Source organism: Streptomyces sp. NPDC031365, assembly GCF_055569765.1.
The window spans coordinates 144,900-161,770 of record NZ_JBVIIM010000019.1 but is presented as its reverse complement, the minus strand read 5'-3'; the positions used below and the strand labels follow the sequence as shown (position 1 = coordinate 161,770).

Sequence of the window (16,871 nt, the reverse complement as noted above, 5' to 3'; positions counted from 1 at the left end):
CTCCTCCCCCCCCCCCTCCCCCCCCCACCCCCCACCCCCCCCCCACCCCCCCCCTCCCCCCCCCCCCCCCCCCCCCCCCCCCCCCCCCCCCCCCCCCCCCCCCCCCCCGCCCCAGGAGTCTTCGTGATCCAGCGCGTCACCGTACCCACCCTCTTCCCGCCGCCCGCCTACTCCCACGCCTCCGTCGTCAAGGCCGGCACCGGACTGGCGTTTCTCGCCGGATCGGTCCCGCTGGACGCGGACGGGAAGCTGGTCGGCGAGGGGGATCCGGTGCGGCAGGCCCGGCAGGTGATCGCCAACCTCGAGGAACAGCTGCGGGCAGTGGGCAGCGGCCCGGAGCACGTCGTCGCGACGGATGTGCATGTCGTGAGTGCTGAGCCCGCCGTGCTCCACTCCGTCTGGGACGTCGTCGAGGCGTCCGGGCTGAGCACGGGACCTCACTCGTCGACCCTGATCGGTGTGGCCTGCCTCGGATACACCGGGCAGCTCGTGGAGATCACGGCGACGGCGGTGGTGCCGGACCCGGCCGCCTCGTGAAGGCCGACGGGCCCGTGGTGGCCCTGCGCCGGGCCGTCGCCTCCGACGCCGCGGCCGCCTCCGGTGTCTGGCTGAGGTCCTTCGCCGCCGCTCTGCCGGGCGTGGTCCGGCCGCGTTCCGACGACGAGGTCCGGGAGTACTTCCGGCACGTTCTGGTGCCCCTGAGGGAGACGTGGGTGGCGGAGGCGGCGGGTGAGGGAGTCATCGGTGTGCTGGTGCTGGAGGGTGAGGAGCTGGAGCAGCTGTACCTCGACCCCGGGTGGCGCGGACGCGGGATCGGTGACCGGTTCCTCGCCCTGGCCAAGGAACGCAGCCCCCGGGGGCTGTCCCTGTGGACCTTCCAGGTCAACGCCCCCGCGCACCGCTTCTACGAGCGGCACGGCTTCGCGGCCGTGGAACGCACGGACGGCTCCGGCAACGAGGAGCGGGAACCTGACGTGCGGTACGTGTGGCGGCCGTAGGACGCCCCGTCGGTCGTGAGGCGTCAGCTGCGGGCGGGCGTCAGGTGCGGGCGGGCATACCGGTCCGTGGCCGCCACCAGCGCCTCGTCGCCGACCGCGCCCGCGTCGTGACCGGCCTCGTCCACGATCACCAGCTCGCTGTCCGGCCAGGCGTGGTGCAACCGCCAGACGATACCGAGGAGATTGCCGAAGTCGAGGCTGCCCTGGACCAGGGTGCCGGGGATGCCCTTCAGGAGGTGGGCGTCGCGGAGGACGACACCCTCGTCGTTGTCCTCCCCTCCGTCCTCTCCTCCGACGAGGAAGTGGTCGTTGCCCCAGTAGTGGGTGACGGTACGGGCGAAGCCCAGCCGGAACTCCGGGTCCTGGAAGCGTTCGACCGAACCCGGCGGGGCGGGGATGGTCGCCGTCTCCCAGTCGGTCCAGGCACGCGCGGCGCGTTCCCTGACCTCCGGGTCGGGCGACTCCAGCAGTCCGTTGTACGCGGCTGCCGGGTTGCCGTCGCGTTCATCGGCGGGCAGTTCGGCGAGGAAGCGTTCGTGTGCCTCGGGGAAGAACGTGCCCAGCCCCCGGGTGAGCAGGGCGACTTCGGCGTTCGAGCCGGTGGCGACTCCGGTGAGGACGAGTTCGGACACGACCCCCGGGTGGGTCTGCGCGTACCGCAGCCCCAGGGCCGATCCCCACGACACCCCCCACACCAGCCACCGCTCGATTCCCAGATGGGCACGCAGCAGCTCCAGGTCCGCCATGAGGTGGGCGGTCGTGTTGACGCTCATGTCGGTGGCGGGATCACTCGCCGGGGGCAGCGACCGACCGGCCCCCCTCTGGTCGATCAGGACGATCCGGTAGGCGGCCGGGTCGAAGTAGCGGCGTAGATTCGGACTGGTCCGGGAGCCGGGGCCACCGTGCAGCACCAGTGCGGGCTTGCCGTGCGGGTTTCCGCTGGTCTCCCAGTACATGTGGTTGCCGTCCCCGACGTCGAGCATGCCGTGGTCGTACGGTTCGATCTCTGGGTATCTGCTCACCGGAGCACCGTAGTGCGCCGGCCGGGTCTGCTCATCCCCTTTCCGCCATGCCCAGTCCCGCCGCGGCGGCCGCCGCGCGCAGCACCTCCCTGAGCATCCCGGGGGTGAGCCGGCCGGTGAAGGTGTTGCGCTGGCTGACGTGGAAGCAGCCGAAGACGTTCAGGCCGGGGCCGTCGGGGGCGTCCAGGACGGTGTGGGCGGCGTGGGCGAAGGCGGGCCGGGGCCGGGGCACGGTCCAGCCCGCCTCGGCGAACGCGGGCAGTGCCGCCTGCCAGCCGAAGGCACCGAGGACGAGTGCGGCCCGGAGCGTCGGCCGCAGCAGGTGCAGCTCCTGCACCAGCCAGGGCCGGCAGGCGTCCCGCTCCTCGGGGGTGGGTTTGTTGGCGGGCGGGGCGCAGTGCACCGGCGACGTGACGCGCACCCCGTACAGTTCCAGTCCGTCGTCGGCGTGGGTGGAGCTCGGCTGCGAGGCCAGCCCCACGTCGTACAGCGCCCGGTACAACACGTCCCCGGAACGATCCCCGGTGAACATCCGCCCCGTACGGTTCCCGCCGTGTGCCGCGGGCGCCAGCCCGACGATCAGCAGACGGGCGTCCGGTGGTCCGAATCCGGGCACCGGCCTGCCCCAGTACGTCCAGTCCGCGAACGCGGCCCGCTTGGTACGGGCGACCTCCTCGCGCCAGTCGACCAGCCGGGGGCAGGCACGGCAGCCGGCGATGCGCTGGTCGAGACGGGAGAGGCCGCTGGGGTCCATGGCTCCACGGTAGGCGCCAGAGAGGGGCGCGGGGGTGAGCCGCCCGTCTCCCGGACAACGCTCCGCATGGGGGATGCCTTCACCTTGCTGCGCCGGGCGACCGGTCTGCTGCCCCGTGGCGCACGGTCGGAGATCGCGTCGTGGCGCCCGCGGAAATCTCCGTAGGGTCCGCGGGACGACCGGGCTAAGGTCGGGAGCATGGTTTCCGAGGGTGCGGAGAACGACGGGACGGACCGGATGGCCGCGGGTCCCGCGGACGGGTCGCGGGGGGCCGGTGGCACGGTGCCCGCGAACGGTGCGGGTGAGACCGCCGGCGAGGGGGCGGCCGCACCGGTCGATCCCGAGATCGTCGCTGCCGTGGCCGCCGCCGAGGCGGCCGGGCCGGGGAGCGGTCAGTCCGTGCGGATCGACAGCTGGATCTGGTCGGTGCGGCTGGTCAGGACGCGGTCCCTCGGTGCCGCCGCCTGCCGCGGCGGACATGTCCGGGTGAACGGCGAGCGGGTGAAGCCCTCGCACTCCGTCCGTGTCGGTGACGAGGTGCGACTGCGGGCCGAGACCCGGGAGCGGATCGTCGTCGTCAAGCGGCTCATCCGCAAGCGGGTGGGTGCCCCGGTGGCCGTCCAGTGCTATGTCGACAACTCCCCGCCGCCCCCGTCCCGCGAGGCCGTCGCCCCGGCCGGCATCCGCGACCGCGGCACCGGCCGTCCGACCAAGCGTGACCGCCGCGAGATGGAACGCTTGCGCGGGCTCGGCGGACCGGTCGGCTTCGGCGGGCCTGACGGGACCGGCGGGCCTGACGACCTTGGCGCCGCGCCCGGTGACACCGGTGGCCGTCGGAGAACCGGTGGCCGCCGGGCGGGCGGGGCGGGCGGCGGCCGGGGCCACGAGGGCAGGGGCAAGTCCCGCGGTGGAGGGTCCGGCGGCTCGGCACGCGGGTGAGCGGATGGCAAGCGGGTGCCCGGCCGGTGAGCCCGTTCGCAGCACGGCCCCGGCCGGACGGGGCGTAGGGAAGGGCAGGCCCTCCCCCACGCGGCTCTCAGCCCTGACGGCGCAGGAGTCGCAGCAGATCCGTGTTGCAACCCCGGCGGGCCCAGGCGATCAGGACGAGCGGCACGAGCAGGATGACCGGTGTCGCCGCGTTCTCACCGTCGAAGACCGTCATCTGCACAACGAACGCGCCCGCCATCAGCGCGGCCAGCCCCGTCGCCGCCGCCGACTGGAGCACCGGCACCAACAGGCCGACCGCTCCCGCGAGTTCCAGCACGCCGATGGCGTACATGCCCGTGCTGCCCCAGCCCATCTCGTCGAAGGGCCCGGCTGCGGAGGAGTGCGCGATCAGCTTGGGCAGCGCGCTCGCGATCGCGTAGAACAGCGCGATCAGCACCTGCAGTCCGCGCAGCGCGAGACGGGCACGCCGTCCGCGGGCGGTTGCGGACTCGGCGACGACGGTCCTGGAAGAGGCGGCGGTCGCGCCGGGAGCGGTGGTCTCGGACATGGGGTCTCCTGCGGGATGCGGTCCGTGATGCTGTCAGAGAGGTAGACCGTCCCCCGCCTGCGAACTCATCGCTGTCCAGCATGAATTGCGCGCTCAGTCTGCGGCCGTCGGTACCGCCCTCACCCACATCCTGTCCACCGTCAGATACCGGTCCACCCTCAGGCCCGCCTCCTCCAGTGCCTCCTCGAACTGTTGCCTCGTCAAGGGCCGGGTACGGAACGTCTGGGTCCAGACCGCGTCCGGGAACACATACTCCGCGTGTACCGAGTCGGCCCCGTCGCCCGCCGGTTCCGCCGACACGATCCGCACGGTGTAGCCGGCCGGGTCCTTGCGCTCGCGCGGCACATTGGTGTGGTAGTCCTCGCCCTCCCGCTGGATCAGCACGCATCCGCCCTTCGCCAGATGCCGCACACAGGTGCGCAGCAGGCCACGCCGTACCTCGATGTCCCCCGCGTGCACCAGGAAGGACGCCAGCAGCACCACGTCGAACGTCTCGCCGACGTCGAGTTCCTCTATGGGGCTGCATATCGTGCGTGCCCCGCGCACGCGCTCCAGCATCTGCGCGGACTCATCCACCGCGGTGACCTCGAAGCCCCGCTCCAGCAGCGCGTGGGTCATCCGTCCCACACCACTGCCCAGCTCGAGCACCCTCGCTCCCGCCGGTGCCTCAGCGGCGACGATGTCCGGCTCGTCCCCGACGGACAGACGCGAGTAGAGCTCCACCGCGCAGCCGTCCGGGGTGATCGCCCCGGGCCCTGTTCCCTCGTACCCCTCACGCTTTTTCGGCTCCATGTCCGTCCAACGGACCGTCTCCGCACGCCCGTTCCCACCCGCCGCCGGTTCACCCGTTCGAGTGAGTACCGGTCACCGCACCCGCGGTGGACCGGCCCGTTCCGGGCACCCGGACGGGGAACTCGCAGGTCGCGGGCGGGAGTGGTGGTGGTGAGGACGATGCGTACGGGCAGTGAGCCGGCGACCGCGCGCAGTGCTCTGCGGATGCGGTTCTGGCTCAGTGTGTGGGGCGTGGTCTGGACGGTGGCCGGAACGGTGGCGTTCACGCTCGCGGGACATCCCGGCTGGGCGCTGGCGTGCGGTGCGCTGTGGCTGCTCGTCACGGTCGACCTGATCGTCGTCGTCCGGCACATCCGTCAGGGGCCGCACTACCAGCCTGGGCGGGACGTCCCTCCGTATGAGCCGCCGAGGAGCCGGCCGTAGCGCGGACTCGGCGCACGCGGCCGTCACGCGTCGAAGCGGGCCGCCTTCAGATACTCCGGGTTCGGGTCCAGGGCGGCCGCCAGCCGGAAGTGGCGCTTGGCCGGGTGCGGGCGGCTCTGCCGCTGATAGGTGCGGGCCAGCGCGAAGTGCGCATAGGCGTTGTCCGGCTCGCGCTCCAGGACCAGGGAGAATTCCAGCTCGGCGGGGCGCAGCTGGGCGGCCGCGAAGAAGGCGCGGGCGCGCAGCAGGCGTGCGGCGGTGTTCTCCGGGTGGACGTCGATCACGCCGTCCAGCAGCTTCACCGCGCCCCGCGGATCTCCGGAGGCGAGCAGATGCTCGGCGGCACGGAAGTCGATGACATGCGTCTCCGGCGTACGTCCGGTCGGACCGCTGGTCTGGGGCACGGCGGAATCCTTCCCTCGCTGACCGGGTTCAACGCCCCGCCCAGGGCCCTCTATTCCGGATGGGACGCCCGCGCGCGGAGGGCCAGCCGGGACCACACGTCCTTGACCCGTTGCTCCAGCTCGTCGAGCGGGACGTCGTTGTCGATGACGATGTCGGCGATTGCCCGGCGCTGCTCGCGGGTCGCCTGGGCGGCCATCCGCGCGCGTGCGTCCTCCTCCGTCATGCCGCGCCGGCCCACGAGCCGGTCGAGCTGGGTCTCAGGGCTCGCGTCGACGACGATCACCAGGTCGTACAGGGGCGCGAGGCCGTTCTCCGTGAGCAGGGGGACGTCGTGTACGACGACGGCGTCCTCCGCGGCGGCCTCTTCCAGCTCGCGGGACCGGGCGCCCACCAGGGGATGAACGATCGAGTTGAGAACGGCCAGCTTCTCCGGGTCGGCGAAGACGATCGAGCCGAGTTCGGGCCGGTCGAGGCTGCCGTCCGCGGCCAGGACCCCCTCGCCGAAGGCGTCCACGACCGCGGCGAGACCCGGCGTCCCCGGCTCGACGACCTCGCGAGCGATGCGGTCCGCGTCGATCAGCACGGCCCCGCACTCGACGAGCAGCCGCGACACCTCACTCTTGCCGGCGCCGATACCGCCGGTCAGACCCACTGTCAGCATGAACAGCAGCCTAGAGCCTGCCCGGCCGGGGAAGCCGGGAAGGTCCGGTCGGGCGTCGGGCCCGGTGACACGGGGCCGCAGGCCGAGAAGGTCAGCTCTCGCCTTCTCGTTCCGCCAGGAAGCGCTCGAATTCTCGGCCGATCTCGTCCGCCGACGGGATCTGTGCGGGTTCCGCGAGCATGTTGCCCCGGGTTTCCGCACCCGCGGCGGCGTCGTACTGGTGCTCGAGGCCCTGGACGAGGGCGGTGAGTTCGTCGTCACCCTCCTGGATCTGGCGGTCGATCTCGCTCTGGGTGCGGTGGGCGTCGGTGCGCAGGGAGTGGGCGACACCGGGCAGGACCAGTCCGGTGGCGGCCGTGACGGACTCCAGGGCGGTCAGCGCCGCGTCCGGGTACGGGGACCGGGCGATGTAGTGGGGCACGTGCGCCGCGACGCCCAGGACGTCGTGTCCGGCCTGCATGAGCCGGTACTCGACGAGGGCCTCGGCGCTGCCGGGCACCTGCGCCTCGTCGAAGACGCTACTGGTCACCGGGACGAGGTCGGTGCGGTTGCCGTGCGGGGTGATGCCGACGGGGCGGGTGTGCGGGACGCCCATGGGGATGCCGTGGAAGTTCACCGACAGGCGTACGCCGAGCCGCTCCACGATCTGCTGGACGGCCGCGGCGAAGCGCTCCCACTCGACGTCCGGTTCCGGTCCGGACAGCAGCAGGAACGGCGCCCCGGTGGCGTCCTGGACGAGGCGCACCTCGATGGCGGGCACCTCATAGTCGCTCCAGCGGTCGCGGGTGAAGGTGAGCAGCGGGCGCCGGGCGCGGTAGTCGACGAGCCGGTCGTGGTCGAACCGGGCGACGACCTGGTGGGGCAGCGAGCCGAGCAGCCGGTCGACGATCTGGTCCCCGGTCTCCCCCGCGTCGATGTATCCGTCGAAGTGGTAGAGCATGACAAGTCCGGCCGACTCCTGGGCCAGCGCCATGTCGACGACGCCGAGCCCTTTCGGCTCCCATGCGTACAAACCCTGCGGATCAAGCACAGTGACCGCTCCTCCTCGTGTCCGTACACGACAACGTGGCCCACGGCACCGACATTCCCAGGCACGGCCAACCGCCCTGTCAGGAACCGCAGGGACTCCTCGGCGGGGGCACTTATCAGCGGGGTGCGGACAACCATCCCCAGGGCCGCGGAGAACGGTGCACCACGCCCCGCCGGCCCGCAGCAGCCCGCAACCCCGGAGGGGACAACACTGAGGGGCCGCACCTCGAAAGGTACGGCCCCTCAGTCAACGGCTAAGCCTCAGCGGCGAGCGTTCAGCTCTGCCCACCCGCCAGCTTCTCCCGCAGAGCGGCCAGCGCCTCGTCCGAAGCCAGCGCACCGGACTGGTCACCGCCCTCGGAGGAGTACGAACCGCCGCCACCGCCACCGCCACCGGACGCGGCCGGAGCGGCAGCCTCGCCGCCCTCGGCAGCGGCCTTCTCGTCCGCCTCGCGGGACTTGATGACCTGCGCCTGGTGCTGCTCGAAGCGGGTCTGCGCCTCGGCGTACTGCGTCTCCCACGCCTCGCGCTGGGTCTCGTAGCCCTCGAGCCAGTCGTTGGTCTCGGGGTCGAAGCCCTCGGGGTAGATGTAGTTGCCCTGGTCGTCGTAGGACGCGGCCATGCCGTACAGGGTCGGGTCGAACTCGACCACCGACGGGTCGGCACCGAAGGCCTCGTTGGCCTGCTTCAGCGAAAGGCTGATGCGACGGCGCTCGAGGTCGATGTCGATGACCTTGACGAAGATCTCGTCGTTGACCTGGACGACCTGCTCCGGGATCTCCACGTGGCGCTCGGCCAGCTCGGAGATGTGGACCAGACCCTCGATGCCCTCGTCCACGCGGACGAACGCACCGAACGGAACCAGCTTCGTGACCTTGCCGGGCACGACCTGGCCGATCTGGTGGGTACGGGCGAACTGCTGCCACGGGTCTTCCTGGGTCGCCTTCAGCGACAGGGAGACACGCTCGCGGTCCATGTCGACGTCGAGGACCTCGACGGTGACCTCCTGGCCGACCTCGACAACCTCGGAGGGGTGGTCGATGTGCTTCCAGGACAGCTCGGAGACGTGGACCAGACCGTCGACGCCACCCAGGTCCACGAAGGCACCGAAGTTGACGATCGAGGAAACGACGCCGGAACGGACCTGACCCTTCTGGAGGGTGGTGAGGAACGTCTGGCGGACCTCGGACTGGGTCTGCTCCAGCCAGGCACGGCGGGACAGGACCACGTTGTTGCGGTTCTTGTCCAGCTCGATGATCTTCGCCTCGAGCTCCTTGCCCACGTAGGGCTGGAGGTCGCGAACACGGCGCATCTCGACCAGGGAGGCCGGAAGGAAGCCGCGGAGGCCGATGTCGAGGATGAGACCACCCTTGACGACCTCGATGACGGTACCGGTGACGATGCCGTCCTCTTCCTTGATCTTCTCGATGGTGCCCCAGGCACGCTCGTACTGGGCGCGCTTCTTCGAGAGGATCAGGCGGCCTTCCTTGTCCTCCTTCTGGAGAACAAGGGCCTCGATCTCGTCACCGACGGCGACGACCTCGTTGGGGTCGACGTCGTGCTTGATCGAGAGCTCGCGGCTCGGGATGACACCTTCGGTCTTGTAACCGATGTCGAGCAGGACCTCGTCCCGGTCGACCTTCACGATGACGCCGTCGACGATGTCGCCGTCGTTGAAGTACTTGATCGTCTCGTCGATCGCGGCGAGGAAGGCTTCCTCGTTACCGATGTCGTTGACCGCAACCTGCGGGGTGGTGGCGGTGGTCTCGGTGCTGCTCGTCATGTGGGAAAGGGCTCCGGTGCGGACAGTGAGTCGTAGGTACTGCTTACGCCGGGAGCCCGTTTCGCTCTGCCGAAGCCGGACAGCCAAGGAAGCGCCCCACCAGACACTGGCGATGACGCCTCGAGAACCGAGGGGACATACAACAGATGCGAGCGCAGCCTGCTACGTCTGAGGCGCGCAAGCTCGCAGCGCAACTTGTAGCATACGGGGGCAGCCGGGCAGGGTCAATGCGCGAAGCCGCCCACCCGGGGCGGATCGCCGCATAACCGGCACAAGTCCCATCATCCGAGGCCACGCAGGGGCCCCGAACCCGCCTTTGCGACACACCGGAGTCCGGCTGGACGGAAGAGTACGACGAGGGAGCCGATCATCCAAGAGCCCGTAGCACCCGAACCGGAGGCGACCCGGCGCGAGGCCGGTGTCGCGGAGAGCACACGCGCCAACCGGGGCTGGTGGGACCGCAACGCGGACGAGTACCAGACCGAGCACGGCACGTTCCTCGGTGACGACCGCTTCGTCTGGGGTCCCGAGGGTCTGGACGAGGTGGAGGCGGAGCTGCTCGGCCCGCCGGAGGAGCTGAAGGGACGGGACGTCCTGGAGCTGGGCGCCGGCGCGGCGCAGTGCTCGCGCTGGCTGGCCGCCCAGGGGGCGCGTCCGGTGGCCCTGGACATCTCGCACCGGCAGTTGCAGCACGCACTGCGCATCGGCGGGCCGCTCCCGCTGGTGTGTGCCGACGCGGGCGCGCTGCCGTTCGCGGACGGCTCCTTCGACCTGGCCTGCTCGGCGTACGGGGCGCTGCCCTTCGTCGCCGATCCGCGGCTGGTACTGCGCGAGGTGCGCCGGGTGCTGCGGCCCGGGGGCCGGCTGGTGTTCTCCGTGACGCACCCGATCCGCTGGGCGTTCCCGGACGAGCCGGGTCCGGAAGGGCTGAGCGTCTCCGGGTCGTACTTCGACCGCACGCCGTACGTCGAACAGGGCGAGGACGGCCGCGCGGTGTACGTCGAGCACCACAGGACGCTCGGGGACCGGGTGCGTGATGTCGTCGCCTCGGGGTTCCGGCTGGTGGATCTGGTGGAGCCGCAGTGGCCGGCCTGGAACACCTCCGAGTGGGGCGGCTGGTCCCCGCTGCGCGGGAATCTGATCCCGGGAACCGCGATCTTCGTGTGCGTACGAGACTGAGTGCGTGATCCGTTACGACGCCCTGGACGCCCTTCCCGTACGCGATGCTCTGCCCGGGCTGACCGACGCGCTCGACGCGCACGGCACCGCCGTGCTGGTGGCGCCGCCCGGGACCGGGAAGACGACGCTGGTGCCGCTGGCCCTGGCGGGGCTGCTGGACGCGGGTCCCGCGCGGCGGGTGGTGGTCGCCGAGCCGCGGCGGATCGCCGCCCGCGCGGCGGCACGGCGGATGGCGTGGCTGCTGGGCGAGCGGGTCGGCGAGTCGGTCGGTTTCACCGTGCGCGGGGAGCGGGCGGTCGGGCGGAGCACACGCGTGGAGGTCGTCACCACCGGTGTGCTCCTGCAGCGGCTGCAGCGCGACCAGGAGCTGACCGGGGTGGATGTGGTGGTCCTCGACGAATGCCACGAACGGCATCTCGACGCGGACACGACGGCGGCGTTCCTGTGGGACGTGCGCGAGACGCTCCGCCCCGAGTTGCGGCTGGTGGCCGCGTCGGCCACGACGGACGCGGCGGGCTGGGCACGGCTGCTGGGCGGCGCGCCGGTGGTCGAGGCGCGTGGTGCGGCGTACCCGGTGGAGGTGGTGTGGTCGCCTCCCGTGCGGGCGGTGCGGCCGCCGCACGGGATGCGGGTCGATCCGGCGCTGCTGACGCATGTGGCGTCGGTGGTGCGGCGGGCGTTGGCCGAGCGGGACGGCGACGTGCTGGTGTTCCTGCCCGGGGTGGGCGAGATCGCGCGGGTGGCCGGGCGGCTCGGGGATCTGGACGGTGTGGAACTGCTTCAGGTGCACGGGCGGGCGCCGGCCGCCGTGCAGGACGCGGTACTGGCGCCCGGGGAGCGGCGCCGGGTGGTGCTGGCGACGTCGGTGGCCGAGTCGTCGCTGACGGTTCCCGGGGTGCGGGTCGTCGTGGACTCGGGGCTCGCGCGGGAGCCCCGGGTCGATCACGCGCGGGGGCTGAGCGCGCTGACGACGGTACGGGCCTCCCGCGCGGCGGGGCGGCAGCGGGCGGGGCGGGCCGGGCGTGAGGCACCGGGTGCGGTGTACCGCTGCTGGGCGGAGGCGGAGGAGGCGCGACTGCCGCGGTTCCCCTCGCCCGAGATCAAAGTGGCCGATCTGACGGCGTTCGCGCTCCAGGCCGCCTGCTGGGGCGATCCGGATGCCTCCGGGCTGGCGCTGCTGGATCCTCCGCCGGGCGGGGCGATGGCGGCGGCCCGCGCCGTTCTGACGGCGATCGGGGCGGTGGGCCCGGACGGACGTGCCACGCGGCGCGGTGCTCGGCTGTCGCGGCTGGGACTGCATCCCCGGCTGGGGCGGGCGCTGCTGGACGCGGCACCGGTGGTGGGCCCCGGCCTCGCCGCCGAGGTGGTCGCCCTGATCGGCGAGGAGCCACCGCGCGACTACGGCGACGACCTCACGAGCGCGCTGCGCACCGCGCGGCGCGGCGGCGACGCGTACGCCGCGCGGTGGCGCACGGAGACCCGCCGCCTGCGGCGGCTCACCTCCGAGACCTCGGGCCGGCCTCCGGCACCGGCCCTCCCGCACGCCGCACCGGCGGGTCCGGACTCCACGTCCCGTCCGGGGAACGACACCGGGTCCGCGCCCGTACCCGGCTCACCACCCCCACCCGCCCCGCCCGAGAGCGGGACTGACACCTCCTCCACACACCAGGCACCCGACTCGACCACGCCGGGCCCGCGGGAAGACGCCGGATCCACCGCGGGCTCGCCGTCCGAGTGGGTGGCCGGGGACGGTGTGCCGGGATCCGGTGGGGAGGACGGGAGGGTCGGGGTGGTGGTCGCGCTTGCCTTTCCTGAGCGGGTGGCTCGCGTGGACGGTGGGGCGTATCTGATGGTGTCCGGGACCCGGGCCGAGGTGGGGGCGGGGTCAGGGTTGCGGGGAGCGGAGTGGGTCGCCGTCGCCGTGGCCGACCGGCCCGTGGGGCGCGGGCACGCGCGCGTGGGGCTGGGCGCGGTCGTCGACGAGGGGATCGCGCGGTACGCGGCCGGTGCGCTGCTGGAGAGCCGTGAGGAGGTGTGCTGGGCCGATGGGGACGTTGTCACGCGGCTGGTCGAACGGCTCGGGGCGGTGGAGCTGGCCGTACGGCCGCATACCGGCGCCGAACGCCCGCTCGTACGGGCCGCGCTCCTGGACGGACTGCGGCGGGAGGGGTTCGGGCTGTTGCGGTGGCCGGCCGGGGCGGAGGTACTGCGGCAGCGGCTGGCCTTTCTGCACGGCCGGTTCGGTGAGCCGTGGCCCGACGTGTCCGACGAGGCGCTGCACGCGCGGGTCGAGGAGTGGCTGGAGCCGGAACTGAGCCGGGCGCGGCGGCGGGCCGATCTCGTGCGGATCGACACCGCGCAGGCGCTCGGACGGCTGCTCCCCTGGGCCTCAGGTGAGGCCGTGCGGCTCGATGAGCTCGCGCCCGAGCGGGTCACCGTGCCCAGTGGGTCCGCGATCCGGGTCGACTACTCCGATCCGGAGCAACCGGTGCTCGCGGTGAAACTCCAGGAGATGTTCGGGCTCCAGGAGTCGCCCCGGGTGGCCGGGGTTCCGCTGCTGGTGCACCTGCTGTCCCCGGCCGGGCGGCCGGCCGCCGTGACCGCCGATCTCGCCTCCTTCTGGCGGGACGGCTACAAGGGCGTACGGGCCGAGCTGCGCGGGCGTTATCCCAAGCATCCCTGGCCGGAGGATCCGGCCGCCGCCGAGCCGACCCGGCACACCAACGCACGGCTCAGGCGGTGAACCGTTCCGGTTCCGGTTCCGGCCGGGCGCGCACGCGCGATGGCGCCCCTCCTTCGTTCGGGGAGGGACGCCATCGCGTGGGTGCCGTGCAGTGCCGTCAGGCGCCGGGGCTCGTCGAAGGGCTCGGGGACGGCGTCCCGGTCTCGGTCTCCGTTTCGGCCGCCGCCACGGTCAGTTCGACCGTGAGGGTCGCTCCGCCCGCGGTGGTGACCCGGAGCAGGAACGTGCCGGTGGTGTCGTCCGCGTACAGCTGCGGCAGCTTCAGCAGACCGTCCGCGTCGGTCCTGAGGCCGCCCAGCGTGCGGATCGCCTTGCCGTCGGCGTCCTTGAAGTAGGGGCCCTTGTCGTTCTGGGCCGGGTCGTCGGCGGACTTGACGAGCGTGGCGGTGGCGGCGACCTTGTCTGCGGCCACGCCGTCGTAGGTGGCCTTCAGCTCGACCGGTTCGGCGAACTCGCCGCCCGGAGTGCAGGTCAGTGCCGCGTCGCCGGTGCGGACGAGGGTGTCGGCGGCGCGTTCGGTGACCGTGGCCTTGTAGGCGATGCCCGGGATCGTGCGGCCCACGACTACGGCGCGGACGGCGAACGCGCCGGTCTTCTCGCCGGCCTGGAGCACGGGTGCCACGGCGACGCCGGAGCGGTTGGTGACGACGGTGGCCACACTTTCGCCGCCGGTGAAGGTGGCGTCGGTGTCGCCGTAGATGCTGAAGCGGATCCGCACCTTGGCCACCGCCTTGCCGGCATCCGTCTCGGCGCGGGCGCTGATCCTCTTGGTGAAGGTGTCGCCCGCCATCGCGGTGAGCGTCGCGGGGCCCGCGTCCTCCAGGTGGTCCACCGTGTCGGTGGGGGTGGGAGGAGTGGTGGGCGGGGTGGTGGGAGGGGTGGTGGGCGGCGGGGTGGCCGGGCTGTCGGAGCCGGGCGGGGTCGGGCTCGTGCTGGAGCCGCCCGGCCTGGCGGGCGGAGGGCTGGGCCTCGGCGACGAGGTGCCCGGTGTCCTCGGGGAGGGCGAGGGACGCGTCGTCCTGTCGTCGCTGCGGTCCGTGGGCAGGGCTCCTGAACCGTCCGGGATCTCGTGGGTGCCCTTGCGGTAGTACTCCAACCACGACAGGACGGTGTTCAGATAGTCCGTCGAGTGGTTGTAGCTGAGGATCGCCCTGTCGAGGTCGGCGCGGTCGGACAGGTCCCAGCCGAAGCGGCACAGGTAGTGGCCGGCGGCGAGGGCGGCGTCGTAGATGTTGTTCGGGTCCTCACGCCCGTCGGCGTTGCCGTCGCGGCCCGCCCATTCCCAGGTGGAGGGAATGAACTGCATGGGGCCGACGGCCTGGTCGTAGGCGCTGTTGCCGTCGTAGGCACCGTTGTCGGTGTCCTTGATGAGGGCGAAGCCGTTGCCGTCGAGCTGGGGTCCGAGGATCGGGGAGAGCGTGGTGCCGTCGGCGGAGACACGTCCGCCGCGGGCCTGCCCGGACTCCACCTTGCCGATGGCGGCGAGGAGTTGCCAGGGCAGGTTGCAGCCGGGCTTCTTCTCGCGCAGCGCGGCCTCCGCCTTCTTGTAGGCGTCGAGGACGGTCGCGGGTATGCCGGCCTCGGCGCCGGCCGGGTCGAACGGGCCGGTGCCGGTGCTCGGGGAGGGCTTGGGGCTGTTGAGGGGCGGCAGGTCCGTGTAGTACGGCGAGTTGCCGGTCGCGCTGCCGCCGTCGGCGGTCTCCTCGGGCGAGGGCGTGGCGTCGGAGGCGGTCCGTCTGCCCTGGTCGTCCACCGTCACCCCAGGAGCCTGGGACGCGGACAGGGCTGCCACCGCTGCCGCGGCCACGGCGGTGGTTGCCGCTCCCTTGCGCAGCCTCCTGCCGAAATGCGCCGCCATAGAGTGAACCCCTCCCGTGGGCGCTGTGGCGCCCGCCATCGTGTGTTGTGTCCGCCCTGCTGTGACGTTCTTCCCGTCCCGCCGGTTGCACTGTCAGGCCATCCGGCACGACGACCCTCGCGACCCTACGACAACTTCCTTTGCGCGGACACCCGTTGATGACCGATATTCACCGGTTGGCCACGTTCCTGTCGTGGCAGGGTCCGCGGCGGGCTGTCCCGCATACTGAGGGCTTCCGGTCGACGGGCCCCGATGGTCCGGTCAACGCCGCCCACGGGGAGTCGAGTTGCCGTTCACGCTGAGCCATGCGGCGGCGGTCCTGCCGGCCGTGCGCACCGACGGGAGCGGTCGGGGCGCCTTGGTCCCCTCCGTGCTCATCGCGGGCAGCTTCGCTCCCGACATGACCTATTACGCGGCGAGTGTCCTGCCGGGAGCGATGAAGTACGGCGAGGTGACGCACGCCTTCTGGGGCGTGTTCACCGTCGATGCGCTCATCGCGTGGGCGCTGGTGGGGCTGTGGCTGCTGGTGCGTGAGCCGTTGGTGGCGCTGTTGCCGCGGACACGGCAGGGGCGACCGGCCGCGCTTGTGCGCTGTGGTGCGCCGCGTACGCGCGTACGTCCCTCCCTGGTGGCACGCTGGTACGTCTCGGCGGTGCTGGGGGCGTTGACGCATGTGGTCTGGGATGCGTTCACGCATCCCGACCGGTGGGGGATGCGGGTGCTTCCCGTGCTGGGCGAGGAGATCGCGGGGTCGCCGCTGTACTGGTATCTGCAGTACGGGGGGTCGGCGGTGGCCGCGGTCGTGATCGCGCTCTTCGTGGCACGGGCCCTGCGCGGGGCGGCACCGGGGCCGGCCCGGCCGACGGGGGTGCCTGCCCTCTCCGTCGGCGACCGGTGGTGGGCCGTCGCGCTGCTCGCCGGGTGTGCACTGGCGGGGGCGGTGCAGCGGGCCTCGCGGTGGTGGGCCTACTGGGGCTCGACCGCGAAGCCCTGGGAACTGATCCCGACGGTGTGCTTCGGTGCGGGCGCGGGGCTGGTCCTCGCGCTTCCGTTGTACGCGCTGGCCGTCAGGGCGTGGCGTCCGGCCACCCCGGCCATGGAGGGCCCTGCGGACGACGGTACGCGGCGGCCGGATCGTACGGCCGCACGCTGAGGGTGTCGCTCGCCGCGACGAACACGGTGACGGTACGGACCGGGCGGGGCCGGTGCAGCAGGGTGACCGCGAGGGTGAGATAGGCGCGGGCCAGCTCGGCCCACAGCCGCCAGGCCGGCTGCTCGCCGGTGGGGTTGCCGTCGCCTCTCCACCGGCCGTCGGTGATACGGCGGCCGAGGGCCGCGGTGGCGCGGCGCGGCGCGGCGGTGAAGGCGACGGGGATGCGGGCGGTACTTGCGGCGGCCGCGAAGACCGGAACCGGCGGAAACGCCTTGAGGGTGGGTCCGTCGGCGTCGGTCCGCGGGGGTGCCGCTGTGCGGTGAAGCATGCGTATACCCATGCGTCGCATCCTGTCGGCCAACCCGGCCGACGGCGTGTCTGCGAGGGCCACGCGAGTGACGTTTCCTCCGGAGGTTCCGTGGGGGCGCCGTGTGCCCGGTGGCGGCACGGTGGCCCCCGGGGGGGTACGGCCGGCGAGGGCCCGCCGCACCGCACCGCCGCCCGTACCCGCCGTCCCGGCGCCCCGCCGCGCAACACCCGTACGGCGAGCCGCCGGGGCCCCGGGCCTCCCCGGA

Annotated in this window: 17 protein-coding genes; 7 read left to right on the top strand and 10 right to left on the bottom strand. The window is 72.6% G+C overall.

The features are described 5' to 3' along the window. Window positions 1–123 precede the first annotated feature (123 nt). The gene (locus tag ACZ5C2_RS25905) at window positions 124–537 is read left to right on the top strand and encodes a RidA family protein (protein ID WP_468795456.1); all 414 of its coding nucleotides are present in this window, start codon (window positions 124–126) and stop codon (window positions 535–537) included. After that, entirely contained in the window at window positions 534–998 is a 465-nt protein-coding gene (locus ACZ5C2_RS25900; RefSeq protein ID WP_468795453.1) for a GNAT family N-acetyltransferase, read from the top strand. The genes ACZ5C2_RS25905 and ACZ5C2_RS25900 overlap by 4 nt, the downstream gene beginning before the upstream one ends. Window positions 999–1,021: 23 nt before the next feature. Here the strand turns inward: ACZ5C2_RS25900 and pip are convergent, their stop codons facing one another. Both pip and ACZ5C2_RS25890 read right to left on the bottom strand, forming a co-directional pair. After that, window positions 1,022–2,020: a prolyl aminopeptidase gene (gene pip, locus ACZ5C2_RS25895; RefSeq protein WP_468795449.1), complete on the bottom strand. Its 999-nt coding sequence runs from the start codon at window positions 2,018–2,020 to the stop codon at window positions 1,022–1,024. 31 nt (window positions 2,021–2,051) lie between these two features. Beyond that, the gene (locus ACZ5C2_RS25890; RefSeq protein WP_468795446.1) at window positions 2,052–2,774 is read right to left on the bottom strand and encodes a uracil-DNA glycosylase; all 723 of its coding nucleotides are present in this window, start codon (window positions 2,772–2,774) and stop codon (window positions 2,052–2,054) included. A gap of 198 nt (window positions 2,775–2,972) precedes the next feature. Between ACZ5C2_RS25890 and ACZ5C2_RS25885 the strand changes: the two genes are divergently transcribed. Next, window positions 2,973–3,713: an RNA-binding S4 domain-containing protein gene (locus ACZ5C2_RS25885; RefSeq protein ID WP_468795443.1), complete on the top strand. Its 741-nt coding sequence runs from the start codon at window positions 2,973–2,975 to the stop codon at window positions 3,711–3,713. A 97-nt stretch (window positions 3,714–3,810) separates the two neighbouring features. Here ACZ5C2_RS25885 and ACZ5C2_RS25880 read toward each other — a convergent pair whose 3' ends face one another. Further along, entirely contained in the window at window positions 3,811–4,269 is a 459-nt protein-coding gene (locus ACZ5C2_RS25880; protein WP_468795440.1) for a DoxX family protein, read from the bottom strand. Window positions 4,270–4,362: 93 nt separating this feature from the next. Next, a complete protein-coding gene (locus tag ACZ5C2_RS25875) occupies window positions 4,363–5,061 on the bottom strand; it encodes a class I SAM-dependent methyltransferase (RefSeq protein WP_468795437.1) in 699 nt (232 codons plus the stop codon). Window positions 5,062–5,220: 159 nt separating this feature from the next. On the opposite strand from ACZ5C2_RS25875, the gene ACZ5C2_RS25870 reads away from it, so the two are divergent. Beyond that, window positions 5,221–5,484, top strand: coding sequence for a DUF6343 family protein (locus tag ACZ5C2_RS25870; protein WP_468795434.1), 264 nt, complete (start codon window positions 5,221–5,223; stop codon window positions 5,482–5,484). Window positions 5,485–5,507: 23 nt separating this feature from the next. Here the strand turns inward: ACZ5C2_RS25870 and ACZ5C2_RS25865 are convergent, their stop codons facing one another. From ACZ5C2_RS25865 to rpsA, 4 genes are all read right to left on the bottom strand, one after another. Then, window positions 5,508–5,888, bottom strand: coding sequence for a tetratricopeptide repeat protein (locus ACZ5C2_RS25865; protein WP_468795431.1), 381 nt, complete (start codon window positions 5,886–5,888; stop codon window positions 5,508–5,510). A gap of 50 nt (window positions 5,889–5,938) precedes the next feature. Next, window positions 5,939–6,550 carry a dephospho-CoA kinase gene (gene coaE, locus ACZ5C2_RS25860; protein ID WP_468795428.1) on the bottom strand — a complete coding sequence of 204 codons (612 nt, stop codon included), beginning with the start codon at window positions 6,548–6,550 and terminating at the stop codon, window positions 5,939–5,941. A 91-nt stretch (window positions 6,551–6,641) separates the two neighbouring features. After that, complete coding sequence (locus ACZ5C2_RS25855; RefSeq protein WP_468795425.1) at window positions 6,642–7,580, bottom strand: PAC2 family protein; 939 nt, start codon at window positions 7,578–7,580, stop codon at window positions 6,642–6,644. Between the two features lie 274 nt (window positions 7,581–7,854). Next, window positions 7,855–9,363, bottom strand: a complete 1,509-nt coding sequence (gene rpsA, locus ACZ5C2_RS25850; RefSeq protein WP_468795422.1) for a 30S ribosomal protein S1 — start codon at window positions 9,361–9,363, stop codon at window positions 7,855–7,857. Window positions 9,364–9,729: 366 nt separating this feature from the next. Between rpsA and ACZ5C2_RS25845 the strand changes: the two genes are divergently transcribed. Together ACZ5C2_RS25845 and ACZ5C2_RS25840 are read left to right on the top strand one after the other, a co-directional pair. Then, window positions 9,730–10,542 (top strand): class I SAM-dependent methyltransferase, encoded by an 813-nt coding sequence (locus ACZ5C2_RS25845; protein ID WP_468795498.1) that lies wholly within the window; start codon window positions 9,730–9,732, stop codon window positions 10,540–10,542. 4 nt (window positions 10,543–10,546) lie between these two features. Further along, window positions 10,547–13,285 carry an ATP-dependent RNA helicase gene (locus ACZ5C2_RS25840; protein WP_468795419.1) on the top strand — a complete coding sequence of 913 codons (2,739 nt, stop codon included), beginning with the start codon at window positions 10,547–10,549 and terminating at the stop codon, window positions 13,283–13,285. Between the two features lie 97 nt (window positions 13,286–13,382). On the opposite strand, the gene ACZ5C2_RS25835 is transcribed toward ACZ5C2_RS25840, so the two are convergent. Then, window positions 13,383–15,143, bottom strand: coding sequence for a lytic transglycosylase domain-containing protein (locus ACZ5C2_RS25835; RefSeq protein ID WP_468795416.1), 1,761 nt, complete (start codon window positions 15,141–15,143; stop codon window positions 13,383–13,385). 286 nt (window positions 15,144–15,429) lie between these two features. On the opposite strand from ACZ5C2_RS25835, the gene ACZ5C2_RS25830 reads away from it, so the two are divergent. Next, window positions 15,430–16,296 (top strand): DUF4184 family protein, encoded by an 867-nt coding sequence (locus ACZ5C2_RS25830; protein ID WP_468795413.1) that lies wholly within the window; start codon window positions 15,430–15,432, stop codon window positions 16,294–16,296. Here ACZ5C2_RS25830 and ACZ5C2_RS25825 read toward each other — a convergent pair. Next, on the bottom strand, window positions 16,211–16,636 hold the full coding sequence (locus tag ACZ5C2_RS25825) for a hypothetical protein (protein ID WP_468795410.1): 426 nt from the start codon (window positions 16,634–16,636) through the stop codon (window positions 16,211–16,213). The genes ACZ5C2_RS25830 and ACZ5C2_RS25825 overlap by 86 nt on opposite strands. Between the last annotated feature and the right edge of the window lie 235 nt (window positions 16,637–16,871).